Raw genomic sequence first — 18,681 nt, forward strand, 5'->3', positions numbered from 1 at the left:
GTGTTTAGCATGAGATTTTCATTAAATCTATTGACCTTAGCGCTGCTGACTGCCTGTGGCAGTAGTGTTGCTGCGGATTTTGGTGTGGCCAATGCCAATACCTCGCGGGTAAAAGACGGTGCTTATCAGTGTAAAAACTGTGTTGTGGCAAGCGGTGTTAATGGCGTGGTAACGGCCACTGCTGGCTATATCGACTCCAGCAATAAGCATGCGGGCAATGCCTTTGGCACAGATGATGATGGCGCCAATGCGAGCCTAAGTGGCGATGTGCGCTATCAAAATGGTGCTGGCTATCGCAGTCAAGTTCAAGCGCATCAATTAGGGCTAGATAATGGTTTTGCGACCTTAAGCGCTGGGCGCTTAGGTCAATATCAGCTTGATATGGATTATCAAAGCATTACCACCTATCAAGCGGGCGCGGCGCAATCAAACTTATGGCATAACGATGGCATGTTAGTGCCAAGCCCTTATGGCCGGGTATTTGATTTAGCCCTTGAGCGTCAGCGCGCAGGCATAGGGCTGGATTATGATTTTGGCGATATCGCGGCGTTAGTCGATATCAGCACCTTTGTGCGCTACGACCGGGAAGAAAAGACTGGCACTAAGAGCGCCAGTTTATTGGCCCAGCGGCCAATGAATTTTGGTTTGCCTGTGGATGAGTCGACCGACAAATTAAGTGCCGGCGCTGTTATGTCTGGCGCTAATTGGCTCAGTGAACTTAGCTATCATGGCAGTCAATACAGCAACCATATCAATAACATTAGTCTGCCTTATGCCAGCGATGTTTATGCGGCGACGCCAGGTAATCAGGCGCATCAACTAGCGCTATCAGGCCAGTATCGCTTGGATACTAGCGTGGTTAATGGCCGCGTTGTGGCAGGACGCATGGTTCAAGATGACGCCTTAATCCAGATGAGTGGCAATCCGCTGCAAAACTGGGACGGACAAGTGGATACCTTAGACGCCAAATTAGCCGCCACTTCTATGCTGACTAACCGCTGGCGGGTTGGTGGTAGCCTTGATTACAGCAAGCGCGATAACGACTCCTCTGTGCATGAGTTTATGCAGCTTGATTACAATCCACTTAATGGCAGTTTCACTCAAAACGTGCCACTGGATATCGAGCGGCAAACCGTCAAGTTAAACACTAGCTATCGCATTGCCGCAGGCTATCGCTTGCAGGCAGGTTATGACTTTAAACAAGTTGAGCGCAGCTATGGTGAGCGCGAGCGCACGGAAGATAACTCTCTGTGGGCCGAACTTGATATCCGCACGTTCGAGACTGTGCGCTTTGATATTAAAGGCAGCTATGGCAATCGCGGTGGCAGTCGTTATCAAGCCAATGAGCTGACATCAAGTGAAGAGAGCAGCTTACTGCGCAAGTTTAATTTGGCCGACAGAGAGCGCACTGAAGTTGAAGTTGGCATGCAATACACGCCGCTCACTTGGCTGGTTCTAGATGTCACCACACGTTACGCCTTTGATGATTATTACCACACTGACCTAGGTCTTAATGAGTCGCGCGATTATGGCTATGACATCAACTTAAGCCTGCAACTGACTGAGCAGCTTAATGCCTATGGTTTTGCTGGGCAGCAGTGGATTGATTCTCAGCAAAGCGGCGATCAAAGCGCGCGCTGGCAGGCTGATATCAACGACAGCTTTATCAATCTTGGCGCCGGCGCATCTTATAGCGGTTTGCTCGATGACAAGTTGACCTTAGGGCTAGATTACCTATTTGCCAACTCTAACGGTGAAACCTTAGTGAACCAAGAGCAGGCAGGCGCTTACGGCGATTACTTCAGCTTTAACCACAGCCTTGAGCTGTATGGTCAATACGCCTTAAGCGACACCATGCAACTTAAGCTCGCGTATCAGTTTGAGCGCTATTTCGATACCGATGCTAGTCAAATGCAGCTCGACTCCCTCACAGGTATCACCACTTTGGGCATGGTAGACAATAACTACAACGCCCATCAGCTGATGTTGTCCTTCAGCTACTTGCTGCCGTAAGCAGAATTATTCTTAGAGGAAAAAATAATGGAACGCAGAAGTTTCTTAAAAATGAGCGCCGCCATGAGCTGCGCCGCGACAGTAACAGGTTGTAATTCAAGCTCGAAGGACGCGAATCTGGTACCGCCACAGCCACCAGTCAGTGAAGAAGCCATTAACTGGTCATCTTGCTTAGTTAACTGTGGCTCTAACTGCCCAATTAAGGTCTTTAGCCGTGATGGCGTGATCACTCGGGTTGAAACCGATCATGAAGTTGACGATGTCTACGGCCTGCATCAAGTGCGTGCCTGTGCCCGTGGCCGCTCTTTGCGCCAGCGCACCTATGCGCCAGATCGCCTAAAAACTCCTATGAAGCGAGTCGGTAAGCGCGGTGAAGGCAAATTTGTGCCTATTAGCTGGGATGAAGCGACCTCGATAGTGGCTGAAAATCTGCAGCGGGTAATTAACCAATACGGTAACCAAGCCGTATTTCGCAGCTATGGTTCTGGCGCTTATTATGGTTTTGCCTCTAACGCTAACTTTAATCGCCTGTTTAACTTAGTCGGTGGCTGCCTCAATGCTTATGGTAACTATTCTTGGGCGCAGCAAATGGAAGCGGCTCAGCATACCTTTGGTACTGGCAGCACTATGGGTTCATCAACATCGACCATAGCCGACAGTGATTTCTTCTTAGGCGTTGCTTATAACCCAAGTGAAATTCGCCAATCTGGTTCAGGCGAAGGCTATGACTTCTTGCAAGCACTGCAAAAGAATAATGACCTTAAAGTGGTGATGATTGACCCGCGTTACACTGACTCCATGTTAGGCAAAGAGTCTATGTGGCTGCCAATCCGCCCTGGTACTGACGCAGCGTTTGCCGAGGCTGTGGCTTATCAGATGATTAGCACTGACTGGGTAGCGAAAAACTCACTGGATTTTATCAATACGCATGTAGTGGGTTATGACGCAGCTTCTATTGCAGTGCAACAGGCAAAGTTTGAAGCTAGCAATGATGCGACTAAGCAAGAATATGCCAAGATTATGGATAGCCAAGATAACTACCATGACTACATCTTAGGTCTGAATAAGTTTGCAGGGCCGGCGCGCACTCCTGAATGGGCTGAGAGCATTACTGGTATTTCAGCTGATAAAATCCGTGAAGTTGCGGATGATTTAATGGCTGCCAAAGCGCCTTACATAGTCATTGGCGCTGGCGTTAACCGTCAGGCGAACGGCGAGCAAAGCATGCGCGCCTTGTACATGTTATCAGTACTGACAGGTAAACTTGGTACTCGCGGCGCCTCTAACGGTGAGCTGCCTTATATGAGTGGCATGGGCCGCGCTGGTATTCCAACGGGTAGCAATCCAGTAGAAGAATCCATCTCTTTCTTCACTTGGTCAGAAGCCATAGTCAATGGTAAAGACTTTACCGCCCGCACTCATGGTCTGCGTGGTGTTAAAGGGCTAGATACTAAGCTTGGCACTAACATTCACTTTATCTTGTCAGCCTCAGACAGCTCACTGTTAAACCAGCACGCTGAAATCAACAACACAGCGCAAATTCTGCGGGATGCCGAAGACTTATTTGTGGTGAGCTGTGATTGCTGGATGACCCCAGGCGCTAAATTTGCCGACATCATTTTGCCAGATACTAGCTGGTTAGAATCTAACGACTTAGTAGATAACTCCTATGCTGCTGGCGCGCTTGGTTATTTAACCGCTATGTCTGCTGCGGTTGAGCCTATGTGGGATTGCAAGTCTATGCATGACGCCGCGGCTATGATTGCCGACAAGATGGGCGTGGGCCCGCAATTTACTGAAGGTAAAACTGAAGCGCAGTGGTTAGAAGAGCTGTATCAAAAGACGCGCGTAATGAGCCAAAACCAAGGGGTAGTGCCACCGTTCCCTGCCACCTACAAAGAAGCGCAGGCTCAAGGTTTATTCCGTAAAGACATGCAGTTAAACCATGTGGCCTTGGCCGATTTTGTCCATGAAGGTAAGGCGTTAAGCACGCCATCGGGCAAGATTGAAATCTACTCAGCTGAGCTTGCGTGGCGCGCAGCTAACTGGAACACCGAAGATAAGACCGGCGTTAAAGGCGACACCATCACAGCTATCCCTCAGTACACAGTAACTTGGGACGGTTATGAAGATGCTGAAACCTCAGTAGCTTATCCATTGCAGTTAGCTAGCTATCACACTAAAGGCCGCACCCATTCAAGCTATCACAACGTGCCTTGGCTGCGTGAAGCCGTAGAAGATGCGCTGTGGATCAATCAATTTGATGCCAATGCCTATGGCCTAAAATCTGGTGACAAGGTTGAAGTGTATAACGCGCGCGGCTCGATTGAAGTGCCGGTGAAAATCACCCCGCGGGTAGCACCTAATGTGGTGGCGCTCGGTCAAGGCGCTTGGTATTTAGCAGACGCGAAAGGCCGCGTTGGCGCCAGTGGCAAGGTGATAGATGTGGGCGGAGCGGTGAATTCTTTAACTCGCTATCAGCCAAGTCCTGTGGCCAAAGGTAATCCACAGCTCACCATTCGTGTACAGATCAAGAAAGCTTAAGGGAGCACTTGTAAATGACTCAACCAACTCAATATGGTTTCTACGTTGATACCACCAAGTGCACCGGCTGTAAGGCTTGTCATGTGTCTTGTAAAGACCGTCAGGCCGATACTATTCGCGCAACCCATAACCCTATGAATGGCGGCGTGCCAAGCTTAGCGGGCGTAACTTGGCGCCGAGTGTACGAATATGGCGGTGGGGAATGCAGCATGAATCCTGCCACTAAAGTGTTCGAGAACAATGTGTTTGCTTACTACATGTCCATAGGTTGCAACCACTGCTCTGAGCCTGTGTGCGTCAAAGCGTGCCCAACAGGCGCTATGCATAAGCGCCGTGAAGATGGTTTAGTGCATGTGGCGCAAGACTTGTGTATTGGCTGCGAAAGCTGCGCCCGCGCTTGCCCTTATGACGCGCCGCAGATTGACCGTGAGCGCAAAGTAATGACTAAGTGTGATGGTTGTTATGAGCGCTTAGCTGAAGGTAAAAAACCTACCTGTGTTGAGTCTTGCCCGCTGCGCGCGCTGGATTTTGATACCATGGAAAACCTAGAAGCTAAGTATGGCAAAGGCGATAGTCATATTGCGCCGCTGCCAAGCCCAGCGATTACGTCACCCAATCTTATCATCAAGGCTAATCGCCATGGCCAGCCTGCGGGCAGCAACATGGGTCGCATCTTGAACCTGAGTGAAGTGTAAAATCACAGAGTTTAATATTGCTAAGACAAGCGCCTAAGGGCGCTTGTCTTTTTATAAAAGAGACACTTATGACCAGCACCACAATCGATTTTATTGAATATCAAGGGATTGCTCGCATACTGCACCATGTCTTGTGCCATTATCCTGAAATATCCTTGCTCAATGAATTTATTGGGCATGACGTAGCGGGCAGTTGGCCAACCTTGGCGGCGCGCGCATCTAATACTCAAGGCCGAGCTGCCCTAAGCGGTTATTTAAGCCAGTGGCAAGCGCAAGATAGTCACGCTAAAGACAGTCAATTAATTGAGTTACAACTAGATTATGGCCAATTGTTCTTTGGCCCAGGTGAGCCTAAGGCGATACCTCAGGGCTCTGTGTATTTAAGTGAAGAGCAACTGCTAAACGATAGAAGCACAGTAGCGCTCATGGACTTTTATAAGACCCACGGCGTGGAATTAACCCTTAACTATCGTCAGCCACTTGATCATATTGGTTTATTTTTTAGTGTGTTAGATAGTAGCTTTGGCCGCTTAGCCAAGGAGCCAACCAATTTAGAATTGACTCAATTTATTCAAATTCTGCTGCAGCAACACTTGCTGCCATGGTCTGGACGCTGCTTAGAGCTTGCCGCTAAGCATGCCGATAGTAAGTTTTATCAAGGCATGGCTTTGTTAGCGGATGATTTTTTATGTCAGTTAGCGGCTGATTTTAAGGTAGTGGCTATGCCCATGCGTTTGTTTAGGTAAGACTTGTCAGCTTGCCATAAAGGGCTTAGGCTCGCCCCAGAACAAAGGTTACTGAGAACAGTGAATGGCGCAATTAGTCTTAGATAAGCTCGACCTGCAAATACTGAAATTAATGCAGGCCCATGGCAAGTTATCCAATCAAGAATTGGCTGAAAAAGTCGGCTTGTCGGCATCGCCTTGCTCGCGCCGCGTTAAGGCATTGGAAGAGGCGGGCTATATTGCTGGTTACGCTACTTTATTAAATCCTGAGCACTTTAATCTGGTGCTTACTGCCTATGTGCAAGTGCGCCTTGATAAGCATTCTGGCGAAGTGCTAGATAACTTTGAGGCTAAGATGGCCAGTTATGATGAAGTGCAGGAATGCTGCCTATTAACTGGCAGTGACTTTGATTATCAGCTTAAAGTGCTGATCCGCGACATGCCAGAGTACAAAGTTTTTCTGCTGGATAAACTCACTAGCATTGAGCATGTGAGCGGTGTGCGTTCAAGCTTTGTGCTAAAACAAGTGAAAAATCAGACCCGTATTCCGCTGCCCCATGACCTCCCATGATTTAGCTTAAGGTTACTGTTAGCGCCGTATGTTAGGCGGCGCTGTTAGTTGCCTTCGAGTTGCCATCCAAGCTGTAATTCAGGCCAATGGTAATGAGTTGTTTGAACTCACTCACCCATAAAAGCGTGATTCATGTCGCAACTTTGGTTGTTTGTGACGACTACAGATAATTGCGCAGCACTCAAGTTAGTTACTCATCTGCGCAATCATTCGTTCTTTATTAAACATAAGTTGAAAGTTAATCTCTCCAAAAAGCCATTTGAAAGCTAAAAATGCTCTGATTCATAAAATTAAAGCTGATTTATCGCGTTGACACTTGGGCGTGAGGCATTAAGATGCGCGCTCATTTCAGTGGTCGAGGTTAACCATGGCATCAACAGCAGCTACGCAATTTAGCTCGCGTATTGGCTTTATTATGGCGGCAGCAGGTTCTGCCGTTGGGGTAGGTAATATTTGGGGGTTTCCAACCCAAGCAGCCACTCATGGCGGCGGCGCCTTCTTGCTGGTGTATTTATTGCTGATCTTGGTTTTAGGTTATCCCATGCTGCTGGCGGAACTTATGATTGGTCGTCACGGCCAAACTAATCCTGCCGATGCTATGGCCAAGGTGGCTAAGGGCGCTTTGGCTAAAAAAATCGGTAAGGCCATAGGCATATTTTCGATTATTACCGCCACCTTGATTTGCACCTTTTACAGTATTTTATCTGGTTGGTTCGTGAGTTATGCCATGGCGCCGGTGGCGCAAATGGCGGGCATGAATGATGTGAGCGCTTGGCTGACGGACTTTTCAGTATCGCGCAATCTGGTATTTACCTTAGTATTTATTGCCATGGTGATCTTGGTCATCCGCCAAGGCGTACAGCAAGGTATTGAGCGCTGGTCAAAGCGTTTGATGCCGCTATTACTGCTGATTTTGGTGGCGGGCGTTGGCTATATTCTGACGCAAGATGGCGCTATGGAAGGCTTAACCGTGTTGTTAGTGCCTGACTTTTCAAGAGTGTGGGACGCGGATGTATTAATTGGCGCGCTTGGGCAAACCTTCTTTTCTTTAACCATAGGCACAGGCGCCATGATGGTGTACGGCGCTTATGTGAGTCAGCAAGAAAACTTAGGCAAGCTGACTGCTTATGTCAGCTTAACTGATACTTGCGTGGCATTTTTAGCGGCCTTAATGGTGCTGCCAGCCATGTATGTGGCGCAGCATAATGGCGTTGAGATTTTTGCTGCCGATGGCAGTTTATTGAATGCCGACACCTTAGTCTTTACTGTGCTGCCAGCCTTGTTTGAAACCTTAGGCGGCGTGAGTCAGTACTTGTTAGCCATAGTGTTTTTTATGCTGATGACTATCGCCGGACTGACTTCAGCCATTTCTATTGTTGAAGTGCCAACCAGTTATTTAGTGGAGAAAACCGCGTTAGGTCGCAATCAAGCCAGCGCCTTAGTGGGGTTAGTGATTGCCGCGTTATCTGTGCTGGTGGTGTGTTATTTCGATAGCTTGTTTAGCTTGATTATTACCTTAACCACAGAGCGCGCACAGCCGTTAATTGCCTTAGGCATCGCTATTTATGTGGGTTGGGTGTGGAACCGTCAGCAGTTATTGGCTGTGATAGTGCAGCAAGATGGCGTAGATACTAGCCATTGGTTTTGGCGCTGGTGGCCAAGTTACGTTAAGTTTGTGTGCCCTGGCTTAATTTTGCTGATTATCGTGCAGTTATTGCAATAAGCTTTAGGTTATAGCACTAGCATACATATCAAAATGGCGACCCTTAGGTCGCCATTTTTGGTTTAGATCAAGCTTAGCCTGTGAATACTGAACAAAATATTAGGCAGTCGCGCGGGCTAAATATTTTGCCATTTCAGCCTCTGGTACCATGCCGCCGCCAGTGGCCCATACCAGATGCGTGGCATTGGCCATCCTATCGGCTGTGAACCCCATGCGCGCTTGATAAGCTGTATCGGCGCTAACTTGAGCAGGGCCTGGCATACCGGCTAAGGCTGATGGTTCAAGACGTATGCCTTGGGTGTTATCTAATAATCCCAGCAAGTCATACATGTGCTGATCATGCAGCGTGATATAACCATCTAACATGCGCTCCATGGCGCGGCCGACAAAACCTGAGGCGCGGCCAACGGCTAAACCGTCAGCGGCAGTAATGTTATCAATGCCTAAGTCTTGTACGGCAATGTTGTCATGCAGACCTGTGTGTACGCCAAGCAACATGCAAGGCGAATGGGTGGGTTCGGCAAAGATACAGTGAACATTATCGCCAAAGGCTAATTTGAGGCCAAAGGCTACGCCACCAGGGCCACCGCCTACACCGCACGGCAGGTAAACAAACAGTGGATGCTCGGCATCAACCTTAATATCCGCCCCCGCAAACTGCGCTTTTAAGCGCTCTCCCGCCACTGAATAGCCTAAAAATAAGGTGCGTGAGTTTTCATCATCAATGAAGAAACAGCTTGGATCAGATTCTGCCGCCTTGCGTCCTTGTTCAACCGCGACGCCATAGTCTTGTTCATATTCATGCACTATAACGCCGTGGCTACGCAGCTTATCTTTTTTCCATTGGCGTGCATCGGCCGACATGTGGACGCTGACTTTAAAGCCTATCTTGGCGCTCATGATGCCAATCGACATGCCTAAGTTACCGGTTGAACCGACAGCGATACTGAACTGGCTGAAGAACTGGCGCATTTCTTCGCTGAACAGTTTCTGGTAGTTATCTGCTGTGGTCAGCATTCCGGCTGCAATTGCCAGCTTCTCGGCGTGGGTCAGTACTTCATAAATACCGCCGCGGGCTTTAATTGAGCCAGAAATTGGCAAGTGACTGTCTTTTTTCAGTAATAACTGACCAGTAATTTCTTGATTATAACGGCTTTCTAAGGCCGATTTCATGGCTGGAATAGTTTCAATCTCAGACTCAATAATACCCTTGGTGACTGCCGTTTCTGGGAAGGCAAGGCTTAGATAAGGCGCAAAGCGTTGCAGGCGCGCGCTGGCATCTGCCACATCAAGGCTAGTTAAACCCACGTAAGGCAAAGCGACATCAAGAGTCGTGATATTCGGGTTAAACCAGCTCACTTCTTCAAGCTTGATAAGCTTAGTGACTAGCGGGAAGTTGGTAATTAATTGTTCGGCATTCATAATGTTATCTCCGCCAGGGAATTAAATGATATAGGACAAAGCAAAGGTTGCGGCCAGTGCTATCAGCGAGGCAATAAAGGTCGCTGTGGTGTAATACATAAAGGTCTGTTTTAAGGTGGCACCTGTGTACTGCTTGACTAGCCAGAACAAGGAATCTGTCACTATGGTGCAACCAATCGCGCCTGAACCAATGGCTAAGGTCACAATCACAGGGCTTAACTCTGGGTAAAGCACTAATAGCGGTGACACGATAGCGGTAGCACCCATCATGGCAACTGTGGCTGAGCCAACGGCCGCATGCAGTATGATGGCGACTAACCAGGCTAGCAGAATTGGGTGCATATCTAGGTTAGCCAAAATCTGCGCTAAGCTGTCGCCCATGCCGCTACCACTTAAAATGCCGTTGAACGCACCGCCCGCACCGATAATCAGCAAAATATTGGCAATAGAAGCAAAGCAGTCTTCGGTTTTAGTCAGTAAGCCTGTCATGGTCATTTTCTGACGCAGACCCAGCAGATAGTAAGCAACGAAAGCCGCGATAAACATGGCGGTAATTGGGTTACCGATAAATTCTAATGCCGTGTACAAGCTTGACTCTGGCGCTATATAAAGCTCGGCCAGAGTTTTTATCAGCATCAACATAATCGGCAGTAAAATGGTAAATAAGGTCACAGCTAACGATGGCAGTTCGCTCTCAGGCTTAGTCGAGACTTCATTAAACTGCTCAGGCACAGTTAAAAATGGCAGTCTATCGCCGCACAATTTTAAGAACAGTGGACCTGCGATTAATGACGCCACTAGGCCAATCAATAAGCCCCAAATAATGACAGAGCCTACATCTGCGCCTAAGGCGTTAGTCACAAATAAGGCGGCAGGGTGCGGTGGCACAATGCAATGCACCGCCATCAGCGCAGTACACAGGGGAATGGCAAGTTTTAGTAACGAGGTATTGGTCTTGCGCGCAATGGAGAACGCTAGCGGGATTAACAGCACTACGCCCACTTCAACAAATAAGGTAATGCCGCAAATTAGGCCGACTAGCACCATGATGACATCTGGGCTTAAGTAGCGTGATTTCAGCAAGGTGATGCCAATGCGCTCTGCTGCGCCTGAGATTTCCATCATCTTGCCAAGAATAGTGCCAAGACCAATGACAATCGCTAAGAAACCTAAGGTGCCACCTATGCCAGATTCCATGGCCTTAATCATGTCTAGCGGCGCCATCCCCATCATACCACCCACATAAAAACTGGCGAGTAACAGGGCTAAAAATGGGTGAAGTTTGCATTTAACTATGCTCACTACAATCAGCAAGATACTGCTGATGAGGGTGGCAATGATCCAAAGTTGGGATTCCATATTATTATCTCTTTGTCGGAAAGTGCGGCTATTGAACCCAATTGCGGCGGCACTGACAAAAGATCAATCTAGCGGTTCGCATGAGCTGGATAATGGCAACTTGGTTGCTAGCATCACGTTTGTGCGTTTTGCTGCGTGCTAGCTCGCAATTTAAGCGTTGATTTAGGCTGACTAAGGCGGCTTGGCGTAATATAAACCGCATCTAAAATGAGAGTTATGTCATGTATTCCCAGCAAGAGTATTTTCAGCGCAACCGCCTACTGAGCAGCTATCAGCTCGCCAAGTTACATACCTTTGAAGTGGTGGCTCGCCATCAGTCGTTTGCGTTAGCGGCGGCGGAATTGTGTGTCAGCGCTAGCGCCGTTAGTCACAGAATCGGCGCCTTAGAAACTGAACTTGGGTTTAAGTTATTTGCCAGATTTCATCGCCGTATTGAATTAACTCCAGAAGGTAAGCGGTTGTATGTGCAGTTAAAGGACAGTTTGCAGCGACTTAATCAAGAAGTGCTGGAGATTAAGAATCAAGAAATTATCGGTAAGTTAACTGTGTATTCGCGCCCATCGATTGCCCAGTGCTGGTTAGTGCCTAAAATTGCCATGTTTTGTCGGCGTTACCCAGCTATCTCGATTAATATTTTAACCGGCAATGAAAATATTAACTTTAATGGCTATCAGATTGATTTAGCGATTTATTACGATAATAAGCAGCATCCTAAATTGCACTGCCAGCACTTAATGCACGAAACCATAATGCCGGTGTGTAGCCCAAGTTATGCCAAAGAATTGGGCTTAATTGATAACCCCAGTAAGCTCGCAGATTGCACCTTACTGCATGACAATCAGGCGTGGGAATATGATTCTGATGGTGATGAATGGCAGTATTGGGCCGATCATCATGGTATCTCTCTAGCGGGAGTCAGCAGCGCCATTCGCTTTGATCGCTCAGATCTGGCGGTGATCGCCGCTATTAATCATGCTGGTATTGCCATGGGGCGCGGCCAACTGGTGAGTAAGCGCATTGCTAGCGGCGAGTTAATTGCCCCGTTTGGGACGCGCCAAGTGGAATGCGAGCAAAGTTATTATGTGGCAAGCCGCGACAGCGATTTAAATCCTAAGGCCAAGTTATTTATGGATTGGCTTAAGCAAGAAGCCATAAAGCCAAAGGCTGTGCTGAGTTAATCTCTCGCTGAGCTTTGGCTTTATTGCTCATTTAGCTGTTCGCTTAAAAAGTCGATTAGCATGCGCACCTTGGGGGATAAGTAACGGTTTTGCGGATACAGCGCCCAAATGCCATCGTCTGGTTGGCGGTGCTGCTCCAGTAGCGGTACTAGGCGGCCATCGAGCAGATAATGTTCAACATAGTAATCAGGCAGTTGCACTATGCCTAGGCCTTTAATCGCCGCATCAACCAAAGCTAAGCCACTGTTACAGCTGAGATTACCTTTCACTCTAATGTTACGAGTCTTACCGTTTTCTTGAAATCGCCAGTAATCTAACGTGCCTTGAATGCAGTTATGCCTATCAAGCTCTGACAATGAATGCGGTATGCCAAATGCCTGAATATAGTCAGGCGATGCGCACACATATTGGGTACGGGTGCCTAAGCGTTTGGCTATTAAATTTGAGTCTTCGAGTATTCCTAAGCGAATTGCCAAGTCGTAACCGCCATCGACTAAATCAACCTTCTGATTAGTGAGGTTAACTTTCACTTCCAGCTCAGGATATTTAAGCAGAAAGTCATTTAATAGCGGCGCCAGCGTTCTTTCACCATAAGTGATAGGGGCGGTAATTTTTAACAGGCCGCGCGGTATGGTCTGCAAATTGGTAATGGCGCGCTCAGCGTCTTCCAAGCCATCTAACACTTGGCGGCAATGCTGATAATAGATGTGGCCAACCTCAGTGAGTGACACTTTGCGGGTAGTGCGATGCAAGAGTTTAGTGGCAAGGCGCGTTTCTAACGCACTCACTTGTCGACTCATTTGCGCTATGGATATTTCAAGGCGTTTGGCGGCTTGAGTAAAACTTTCGGCCTCGGCCACCGCCACAAATTCGCTGACTCCTTCCCAATTAACCATGTGTATTCCTTGATGTGAGTGTGGCCGCGTTGCTGACTCTGTTTTAGTGGCCGCATCGTGTATCGACTAAAATAAACTATCTCAGTTGCTGGGTTTGGCTGATGAAGCCAAAACTCTTGTTTGGCAATATAGCATTATTACTTATAGGTAAAAGTCATTGGCACGATGCACGGATTATTATTTCATTCTTGATGAATATAGCGGGTAAATATAGTGGCTAAATGCTCGTAAACATATCCAAAACATTGGCCTATTGGCGATTTTCTATGGCTTGTGGGCAAGTGTCTATGGCTGAAAGGGGGATGTCATGGCAGGAGGATGGGCAAAAGAAGGGGCAGTGCAAGAGCAAATCGATAGCAGTATTGAAGAGGGCATTACCGCGGCGAGGAAGCGCTTGCCTGTAGGCCCAAGTTTTGAGATTTGCCAAATGTGTGAAGCGCCAATTCCAGCGGCGCGCCAACAGGCCATTCGCGGCGTGCGCTTGTGTGTTGCTTGCCAAAATGAGCAAGATTTACAGCAAAAAAAGGGTTCAAAAAGGTGATAGATGATAAGTGTGGTTTTGCTTAGTTTATTTGCGCAGCAATAACGCATTAATTGCTGTTATTTTGAGCATGCAGGCGTATAGTTTTTCACCCAAGTAACGCCCCATTATTACCCTATGGTAAAAGCGCTTTACTCCAGCATGGGATTATCAATTATCGAGTGCTAGTTATACTACTTGCCATTAATCACGGCACAGATCCAGATAAGACCGTTTTTCAGTTTCAATGTGAGGATGTATCTATGACAGCACAAATAATTAAATCCAAAGCTGCAGTCGCTTGGGCAGTCGGTCAGCCATTAACTATGGAAATAGTTGATGTTATGCCGCCGCAAAAAGGCGAAGTGCGAGTAAAAATGATAGCCACAGGTGTGTGTCATACCGATGCCTTTACGTTATCGGGTGATGATCCTGAAGGTATTTTCCCTTGTATTTTGGGACACGAAGGCGGCGGCATCGTTGAGTCTATCGGTGAAGGTGTGACTAGCGTGCAAGTGGGCGATCATGTCATTCCGCTCTACACCCCTGAGTGCGGCGAATGCAAATTCTGTAAGTCGGGCAAGACTAACCTCTGCCAAAAAATTCGTGAAACCCAAGGCAAAGGCTTAATGCCAGATGGAACTAGCCGTTTCTCTAAAGATGGCCAGATTATTTATCATTATATGGGCACCTCGACTTTCTCTGAATACACAGTCTTGCCTGAGATTTCCCTTGCCAAGGTTAACCCTAGCGCGCCACTTGAAGAAGTGTGTTTATTGGGCTGCGGCGTGACGACTGGCATGGGCGCCGTAATGAATACCGCCAAAGTGGAAGAAGGCGCGACTGTGGCTATCTTCGGCATGGGCGGCATTGGCTTGTCGGCCGTGATTGGCGCCACTATGGCAAAAGCGTCACGCATCATAGTGGTGGATATTAACGAGAGTAAGTTTGAGTTAGCCGCTAAACTGGGCGCGACCGACTTTATTAATCCGAAAAACTACAACAAGCCGATTCAAGACGTGATAGTTGAGCTCACCGATGGCGGCGTAGATTACTCGTTTGAATGTATTGGTAACGTCAATGTCATGCGCTCAGCCCTTGAGTGTTGCCATAAAGGCTGGGGTGAATCTGTGATTATTGGGGTGGCGGGCGCCGGCCAAGAAATCTCTACGCGACCATTTCAATTAGTCACAGGCCGGGTATGGAAAGGCTCTGCATTTGGTGGGGTCAAAGGCCGCTCAGAATTGCCAGATTATGTTGAGCGTTACTTGCAAGGCGAGTTCCAATTAAGCGATTTCATTACTCATACTATGGCGCTTGAGCAAGTGAACGAGGCTTTTGAGTTAATGCATCAAGGTAAGAGTATCCGCACTGTCATTCATTTCGATAAATAATCAGTGACTTAATACTACAAGCGCCGCTGGCGCTTGTAGTGCTTACTTTGAAATACAAGCTTTGAAATACAAGCTTTGAAATAAGTGCACCTAAGCACTGACGCAAACATCGAGAGGAGTCGCCATAGTGATAGTTGACAGTATTAGCGTGAACAAGAGTTTTGGCGGTTGGCATAAGCAATATCGGCATCATTCCAGCACCTTACATTGCGACATGCGCTTTGCTATCTATTTGCCGCCACAAGCATCGCCCATCAACAAGGTGCCTGTGTTGTATTGGCTTTCTGGCTTAACCTGCACCGATGAAAACTTTATGCAAAAAGCAGGCGCGCAGGCGCTAGCGGCTGAACTTGGAATAGCGATAGTGGCGCCAGATACTAGCCCTAGAGGCGATGATGTCGCCGATGATGCCAGTTATGACTTAGGCCAAGGGGCGAGCTTTTATGTCAATGCCACCCAAGCGCCGTGGAATCGCCATTATCAAATGTATGATTATGTAGTGCATGAACTGCCGCGCTTGATTGAGTCTATCTTTCCGGTTACGGATAAACGCGCCATCTCAGGCCATTCTATGGGCGGGCACGGCGCATTAATGATAGCGCTGCGAAACCCTGAGCGTTATCTGTCAGTTTCTGCCTTTAGCCCGATTACCAATCCCATGAATTGCCCTTGGGGTAAAAAAGCATTCACGGCTTATTTAGGTAAAGATACCGCCGCTTGGGCAAACTATGACGCTAGCGTGTTAATGCGCAGCGCAGTGCAAACTGTCCCAGCATTAGTGGAACAAGGGGATGCGGATAACTTTTTAGCTGAGCAGTTAACGCCTGAGATACTTGTTGCTGCCGCTAAGGTAAGTCAGTACCCGTTAACTCTGAATTATCGCGAAGGCTATGATCATAGCTACTATTTTGTCTCAAGTTTTATGGCAAACCATCTGCGTTTTCACGCCAAGCATTTGTATAAGCCATAACTCTTTCACTACTAGATAATGATTAACAAGGTGTGGTTCTACTCAGTCCTCACCTTGAATAAAACCTCCGCTTTTAAACATCATTAGTTAAGCGCTGTGATGATACTGTCTTACCTAATGCCACTACCTACTAGCTATCATTAACCGCGGGGTATGAGTCCTATGCGTGTGGCATTTATGTTTGATCACGCTTTGAAATTATAAGGATTATTGAGATTGTAAGGCTGTTTGTTGACTCAAGCTTCTTTGGTGACAGTGTTAGTATTGATTAGAGTTGTGACCTACTTATTACCTCGCATTAACCTCTTGTGATGCTGCTCGCGGTTTAATCGCGACAGTTCTAGTTTAATAAGCTTTGACTGTAATACGTAAAAATCACTGACTATTTCCAGGCGGGTCATTGCGCCTATCATTGCCTTATTACGATAAAGACCGCCTATTTACACCAGATGTCGACATCGCCACTAAGTTCCTGATGCAGTACTAATTTCAGTCTTTAGCTTCGAGCACCCGCTGGCCACAGGGTGCTCATTTATCTTTTCCTCATCACATCATCTAACGGAATTATCATGTTTGTTTTATTGGTTGAAGATAATCGTCTACTTGCCAACAATCTAATCCAGTATTTGGCGATAAAAGGTATCGAGTGTGATTACGCCGAGAATTTAGCCCAAGCCGAACAGCGTCTTTTACAGCAAACATTTGATGTTATTGTATTGGACTTAAACTTGCCGGATGGTGATGGCATAGTGGCCTGCGCCCGTTGGAAGGCTCAATGCATAGGCACTCCAGTCATCATGTTGACCGCCCGCAGCCATTTAGACGACAGGCTTAATGGTTTTGAAGCGGGTGCAGATGATTACTTGATTAAACCTTTTGCTATGGAAGAGTTAGTGGCGCGGCTTAAGGTATTGGCGCATAGACGTGCCCCCAGTATTAATCTGACCATAGGCGATTTGGACATAGATTTTAGTGCTCACCAAGCATTTCGCCAGCAACAAGTATTGCCACTCAGTCCAACCGCTTGGCAAATACTGGCATTACTCGCTAGACGTAGCCCTGAAACGGTCAAAAAGGCAGAAATAGAGCGCATGCTTTGGCCTGACTCGCCGCCTGATAGTGACTGTTTGCGCGCGCATATTCATTTATTGCGGAAAATTGTTGATAAACCATTTGATTCGGAATTACTGCACACTATTCGTGGCGTCGGTTTGTGCCTGAGGGCGAGTTAATATTATGCCTAAGTTCAGCCTTAAGCGCAGTTACCAGTTCTATGGTCTAGTATTTTTGGCCGTAACCTTACTGATTAACATGATTATCCCCTTGTGCATGATGTGTACTGGCATGTTTTCTATGCATCAGGTTGCGCTGCGCAATACTGCGCAAGCCGCTGAAGTGATGTTCCAAAATGGCTTAACTGAACTCTCGACCGACAATATTCATATTTATGCCGATTGGCAGCAAGTGCCAGACAAAATCAAGGCGCTAAACAACTATCAAATACCTGATGAGAATACAGGCATAGTCAATGCCCATGAAGATGGCCCCTTTGTTGATACGTTATCGGTACACATCACTCAGGATGGCCGCCCTTTGTATATGTGGCTGCATTATGATGTCACTCATGATTTATTGTTTGCCCCCAAGAATATGACGGCGATTTTATTGCTGGTGATCATGACCTTTGGGGTGGTGGCTAGTCTAGCCTTTCATATGCAGAAGAAAGTGATCAATCCAGTTCATAAAATAAGCCAAGCAATTAAGCTGCATGACTGGCAAAGCAGTAAAGATTTTAGCTTTCCTAAGCAAGGGTATGCTGAATTGCAATCCATTGTTGATGCTCTTAATCATTCCTTGCAGCAATTACAGCAGACCCAGCAGCGGGAACTGGATTTTCTGCGCTTTGCTAGCCATGAGTTGCGCACTCCAGTGGCTATATGCCAGTCATCATTTGAGTTGATCACACTGCAGCAAGGTGAGTTAACAGGACCGTTAAAGTCAGCGAGCCAAGCGACTTCGCAAATGAAATCCCTGATTGAGACTTTGCTATGGCTGACTAATAAAACCAGTGTCAACTTAGCGCCTCGAAGCATTAATCCTTGTCATCTGCTTAAGCAACTGGTTGCCGAACAGGAATACGCGCAGGATAAACCTGGCTTAGTGACGATAGATAGTGATGATAGCCCATTGATTCTATTGGTAGAGCCTTTGAGCATTATGCTCAATAATCTTATCCGCAACGCACTAGAGCATGGTGATAGTCAGGTATTACTGACTCAACAACATGGTCTGTTTACCATAAGTAATCCCATATGCGCCCACAATACTGTGGGCTTTGGTCTTGGCTTAATCTTGGTTGCTCGCTTAGCCGAGCAATTGAATTGGCCATTTACCTCACATATTGATGGCAAGCAGTTTGTCGCATCACTAAAAGTCGATACGGCTCCCAAATTTGGCCACTGACTTTTACGTAATTTTGACGTTAGCAAGTTCATTATGGGAGTGAAGACAGGGAACCCCCTGTTATCAAACCTCTTTGAACTGTCGCTGTAGGCTCTGAGATAAAGGATGTTTTCTTTATTCTTCATAACAATCAAGCTTGGCGGCCTTCATTAAACTCTGTCACGGTTTATAGACGCAGTACTGTCATTCTCTCTATAAATTACGCAGG

The 18,681-nt window shown here is 47.2% G+C and carries 15 protein-coding genes; 12 read left to right on the forward strand and 3 right to left on the reverse strand.

Annotated features, from left to right (window positions below; genetic code table 11):
• The first annotated feature begins 9 nt into the window (after nt 1-9).
• The 6 genes from FJQ87_RS02755 to FJQ87_RS02780 all read left to right on the forward strand — a co-directional run bounded on the left by FJQ87_RS02755 (nt 10) and on the right by FJQ87_RS02780 (nt 8,271).
• A complete protein-coding gene (locus FJQ87_RS02755) occupies nt 10-2,013 on the forward strand; it encodes an MtrB/PioB family decaheme-associated outer membrane protein (protein WP_140930389.1) in 2,004 nt (667 codons plus the stop codon).
• A 27-nt stretch (nt 2,014-2,040) separates the two neighbouring features.
• The gene (locus FJQ87_RS02760) at nt 2,041-4,557 is read left to right on the forward strand and encodes a DMSO/selenate family reductase complex A subunit (RefSeq protein ID WP_140930390.1); all 2,517 of its coding nucleotides are present in this window, start codon (nt 2,041-2,043) and stop codon (nt 4,555-4,557) included.
• A gap of 14 nt (nt 4,558-4,571) precedes the next feature.
• Entirely contained in the window at nt 4,572-5,252 is a 681-nt protein-coding gene (locus tag FJQ87_RS02765; protein WP_140930391.1) for a DMSO/selenate family reductase complex B subunit, read from the forward strand.
• A 68-nt stretch (nt 5,253-5,320) separates the two neighbouring features.
• On the forward strand, nt 5,321-5,998 hold the full coding sequence (locus FJQ87_RS02770) for a molecular chaperone TorD family protein (protein WP_140930392.1): 678 nt from the start codon (nt 5,321-5,323) through the stop codon (nt 5,996-5,998).
• A 64-nt stretch (nt 5,999-6,062) separates the two neighbouring features.
• On the forward strand, nt 6,063-6,548 hold the full coding sequence (locus tag FJQ87_RS02775) for an Lrp/AsnC family transcriptional regulator (RefSeq protein ID WP_140930393.1): 486 nt from the start codon (nt 6,063-6,065) through the stop codon (nt 6,546-6,548).
• Between the two features lie 367 nt (nt 6,549-6,915).
• A complete protein-coding gene (locus FJQ87_RS02780; protein ID WP_140930394.1) occupies nt 6,916-8,271 on the forward strand; it encodes a sodium-dependent transporter in 1,356 nt (451 codons plus the stop codon).
• A gap of 99 nt (nt 8,272-8,370) precedes the next feature.
• On the opposite strand, the gene dsdA is transcribed toward FJQ87_RS02780, so the two are convergent.
• Complete coding sequence (gene dsdA, locus FJQ87_RS02785; RefSeq protein ID WP_276613153.1) at nt 8,371-9,693, reverse strand: D-serine ammonia-lyase; 1,323 nt, start codon at nt 9,691-9,693, stop codon at nt 8,371-8,373.
• A 21-nt stretch (nt 9,694-9,714) separates the two neighbouring features.
• Nucleotides 9,715-11,052, reverse strand: coding sequence for a D-serine transporter DsdX (gene dsdX / locus FJQ87_RS02790; RefSeq protein WP_140930396.1), 1,338 nt, complete (start codon nt 11,050-11,052; stop codon nt 9,715-9,717).
• 221 nt (nt 11,053-11,273) lie between these two features.
• Between dsdX and dsdC the strand changes: the two genes are divergently transcribed.
• Nucleotides 11,274-12,230: a DNA-binding transcriptional regulator DsdC gene (gene dsdC / locus FJQ87_RS02795; protein WP_140930397.1), complete on the forward strand. Its 957-nt coding sequence runs from the start codon at nt 11,274-11,276 to the stop codon at nt 12,228-12,230.
• Between the two features lie 20 nt (nt 12,231-12,250).
• Here dsdC and FJQ87_RS02800 read toward each other — a convergent pair whose 3' ends face one another.
• A complete protein-coding gene (locus FJQ87_RS02800; RefSeq protein WP_140930398.1) occupies nt 12,251-13,126 on the reverse strand; it encodes a LysR substrate-binding domain-containing protein in 876 nt (291 codons plus the stop codon).
• Between the two features lie 307 nt (nt 13,127-13,433).
• Here FJQ87_RS02800 and FJQ87_RS02805 point away from each other — a divergent pair, with 307 nt between their 5' ends.
• The 5 genes from FJQ87_RS02805 (at nt 13,434) to FJQ87_RS02825 (ending at nt 18,473) form a co-directional block, all read left to right on the forward strand.
• Complete coding sequence (locus FJQ87_RS02805; protein ID WP_140930399.1) at nt 13,434-13,667, forward strand: DksA/TraR family C4-type zinc finger protein; 234 nt, start codon at nt 13,434-13,436, stop codon at nt 13,665-13,667.
• Nucleotides 13,668-13,909: 242 nt separating this feature from the next.
• Entirely contained in the window at nt 13,910-15,040 is a 1,131-nt protein-coding gene (locus FJQ87_RS02810) for an S-(hydroxymethyl)glutathione dehydrogenase/class III alcohol dehydrogenase (protein WP_140930400.1), read from the forward strand.
• A 127-nt stretch (nt 15,041-15,167) separates the two neighbouring features.
• Nucleotides 15,168-16,010, forward strand: a complete 843-nt coding sequence (fghA, locus tag FJQ87_RS02815) for an S-formylglutathione hydrolase (protein WP_140930401.1) — start codon at nt 15,168-15,170, stop codon at nt 16,008-16,010.
• 569 nt (nt 16,011-16,579) lie between these two features.
• Nucleotides 16,580-17,242 (forward strand): response regulator transcription factor, encoded by a 663-nt coding sequence (locus FJQ87_RS02820; RefSeq protein ID WP_140930402.1) that lies wholly within the window; start codon nt 16,580-16,582, stop codon nt 17,240-17,242.
• A gap of 4 nt (nt 17,243-17,246) precedes the next feature.
• Complete coding sequence (locus tag FJQ87_RS02825; RefSeq protein ID WP_240778806.1) at nt 17,247-18,473, forward strand: HAMP domain-containing histidine kinase; 1,227 nt, start codon at nt 17,247-17,249, stop codon at nt 18,471-18,473.
• Nucleotides 18,474-18,681: the final 208 nt, after the last annotated feature.

Source organism: Shewanella sp. SNU WT4, assembly GCF_006494715.1.
In the GTDB taxonomy this organism is placed as follows: domain Bacteria; phylum Pseudomonadota; class Gammaproteobacteria; order Enterobacterales; family Shewanellaceae; genus Shewanella.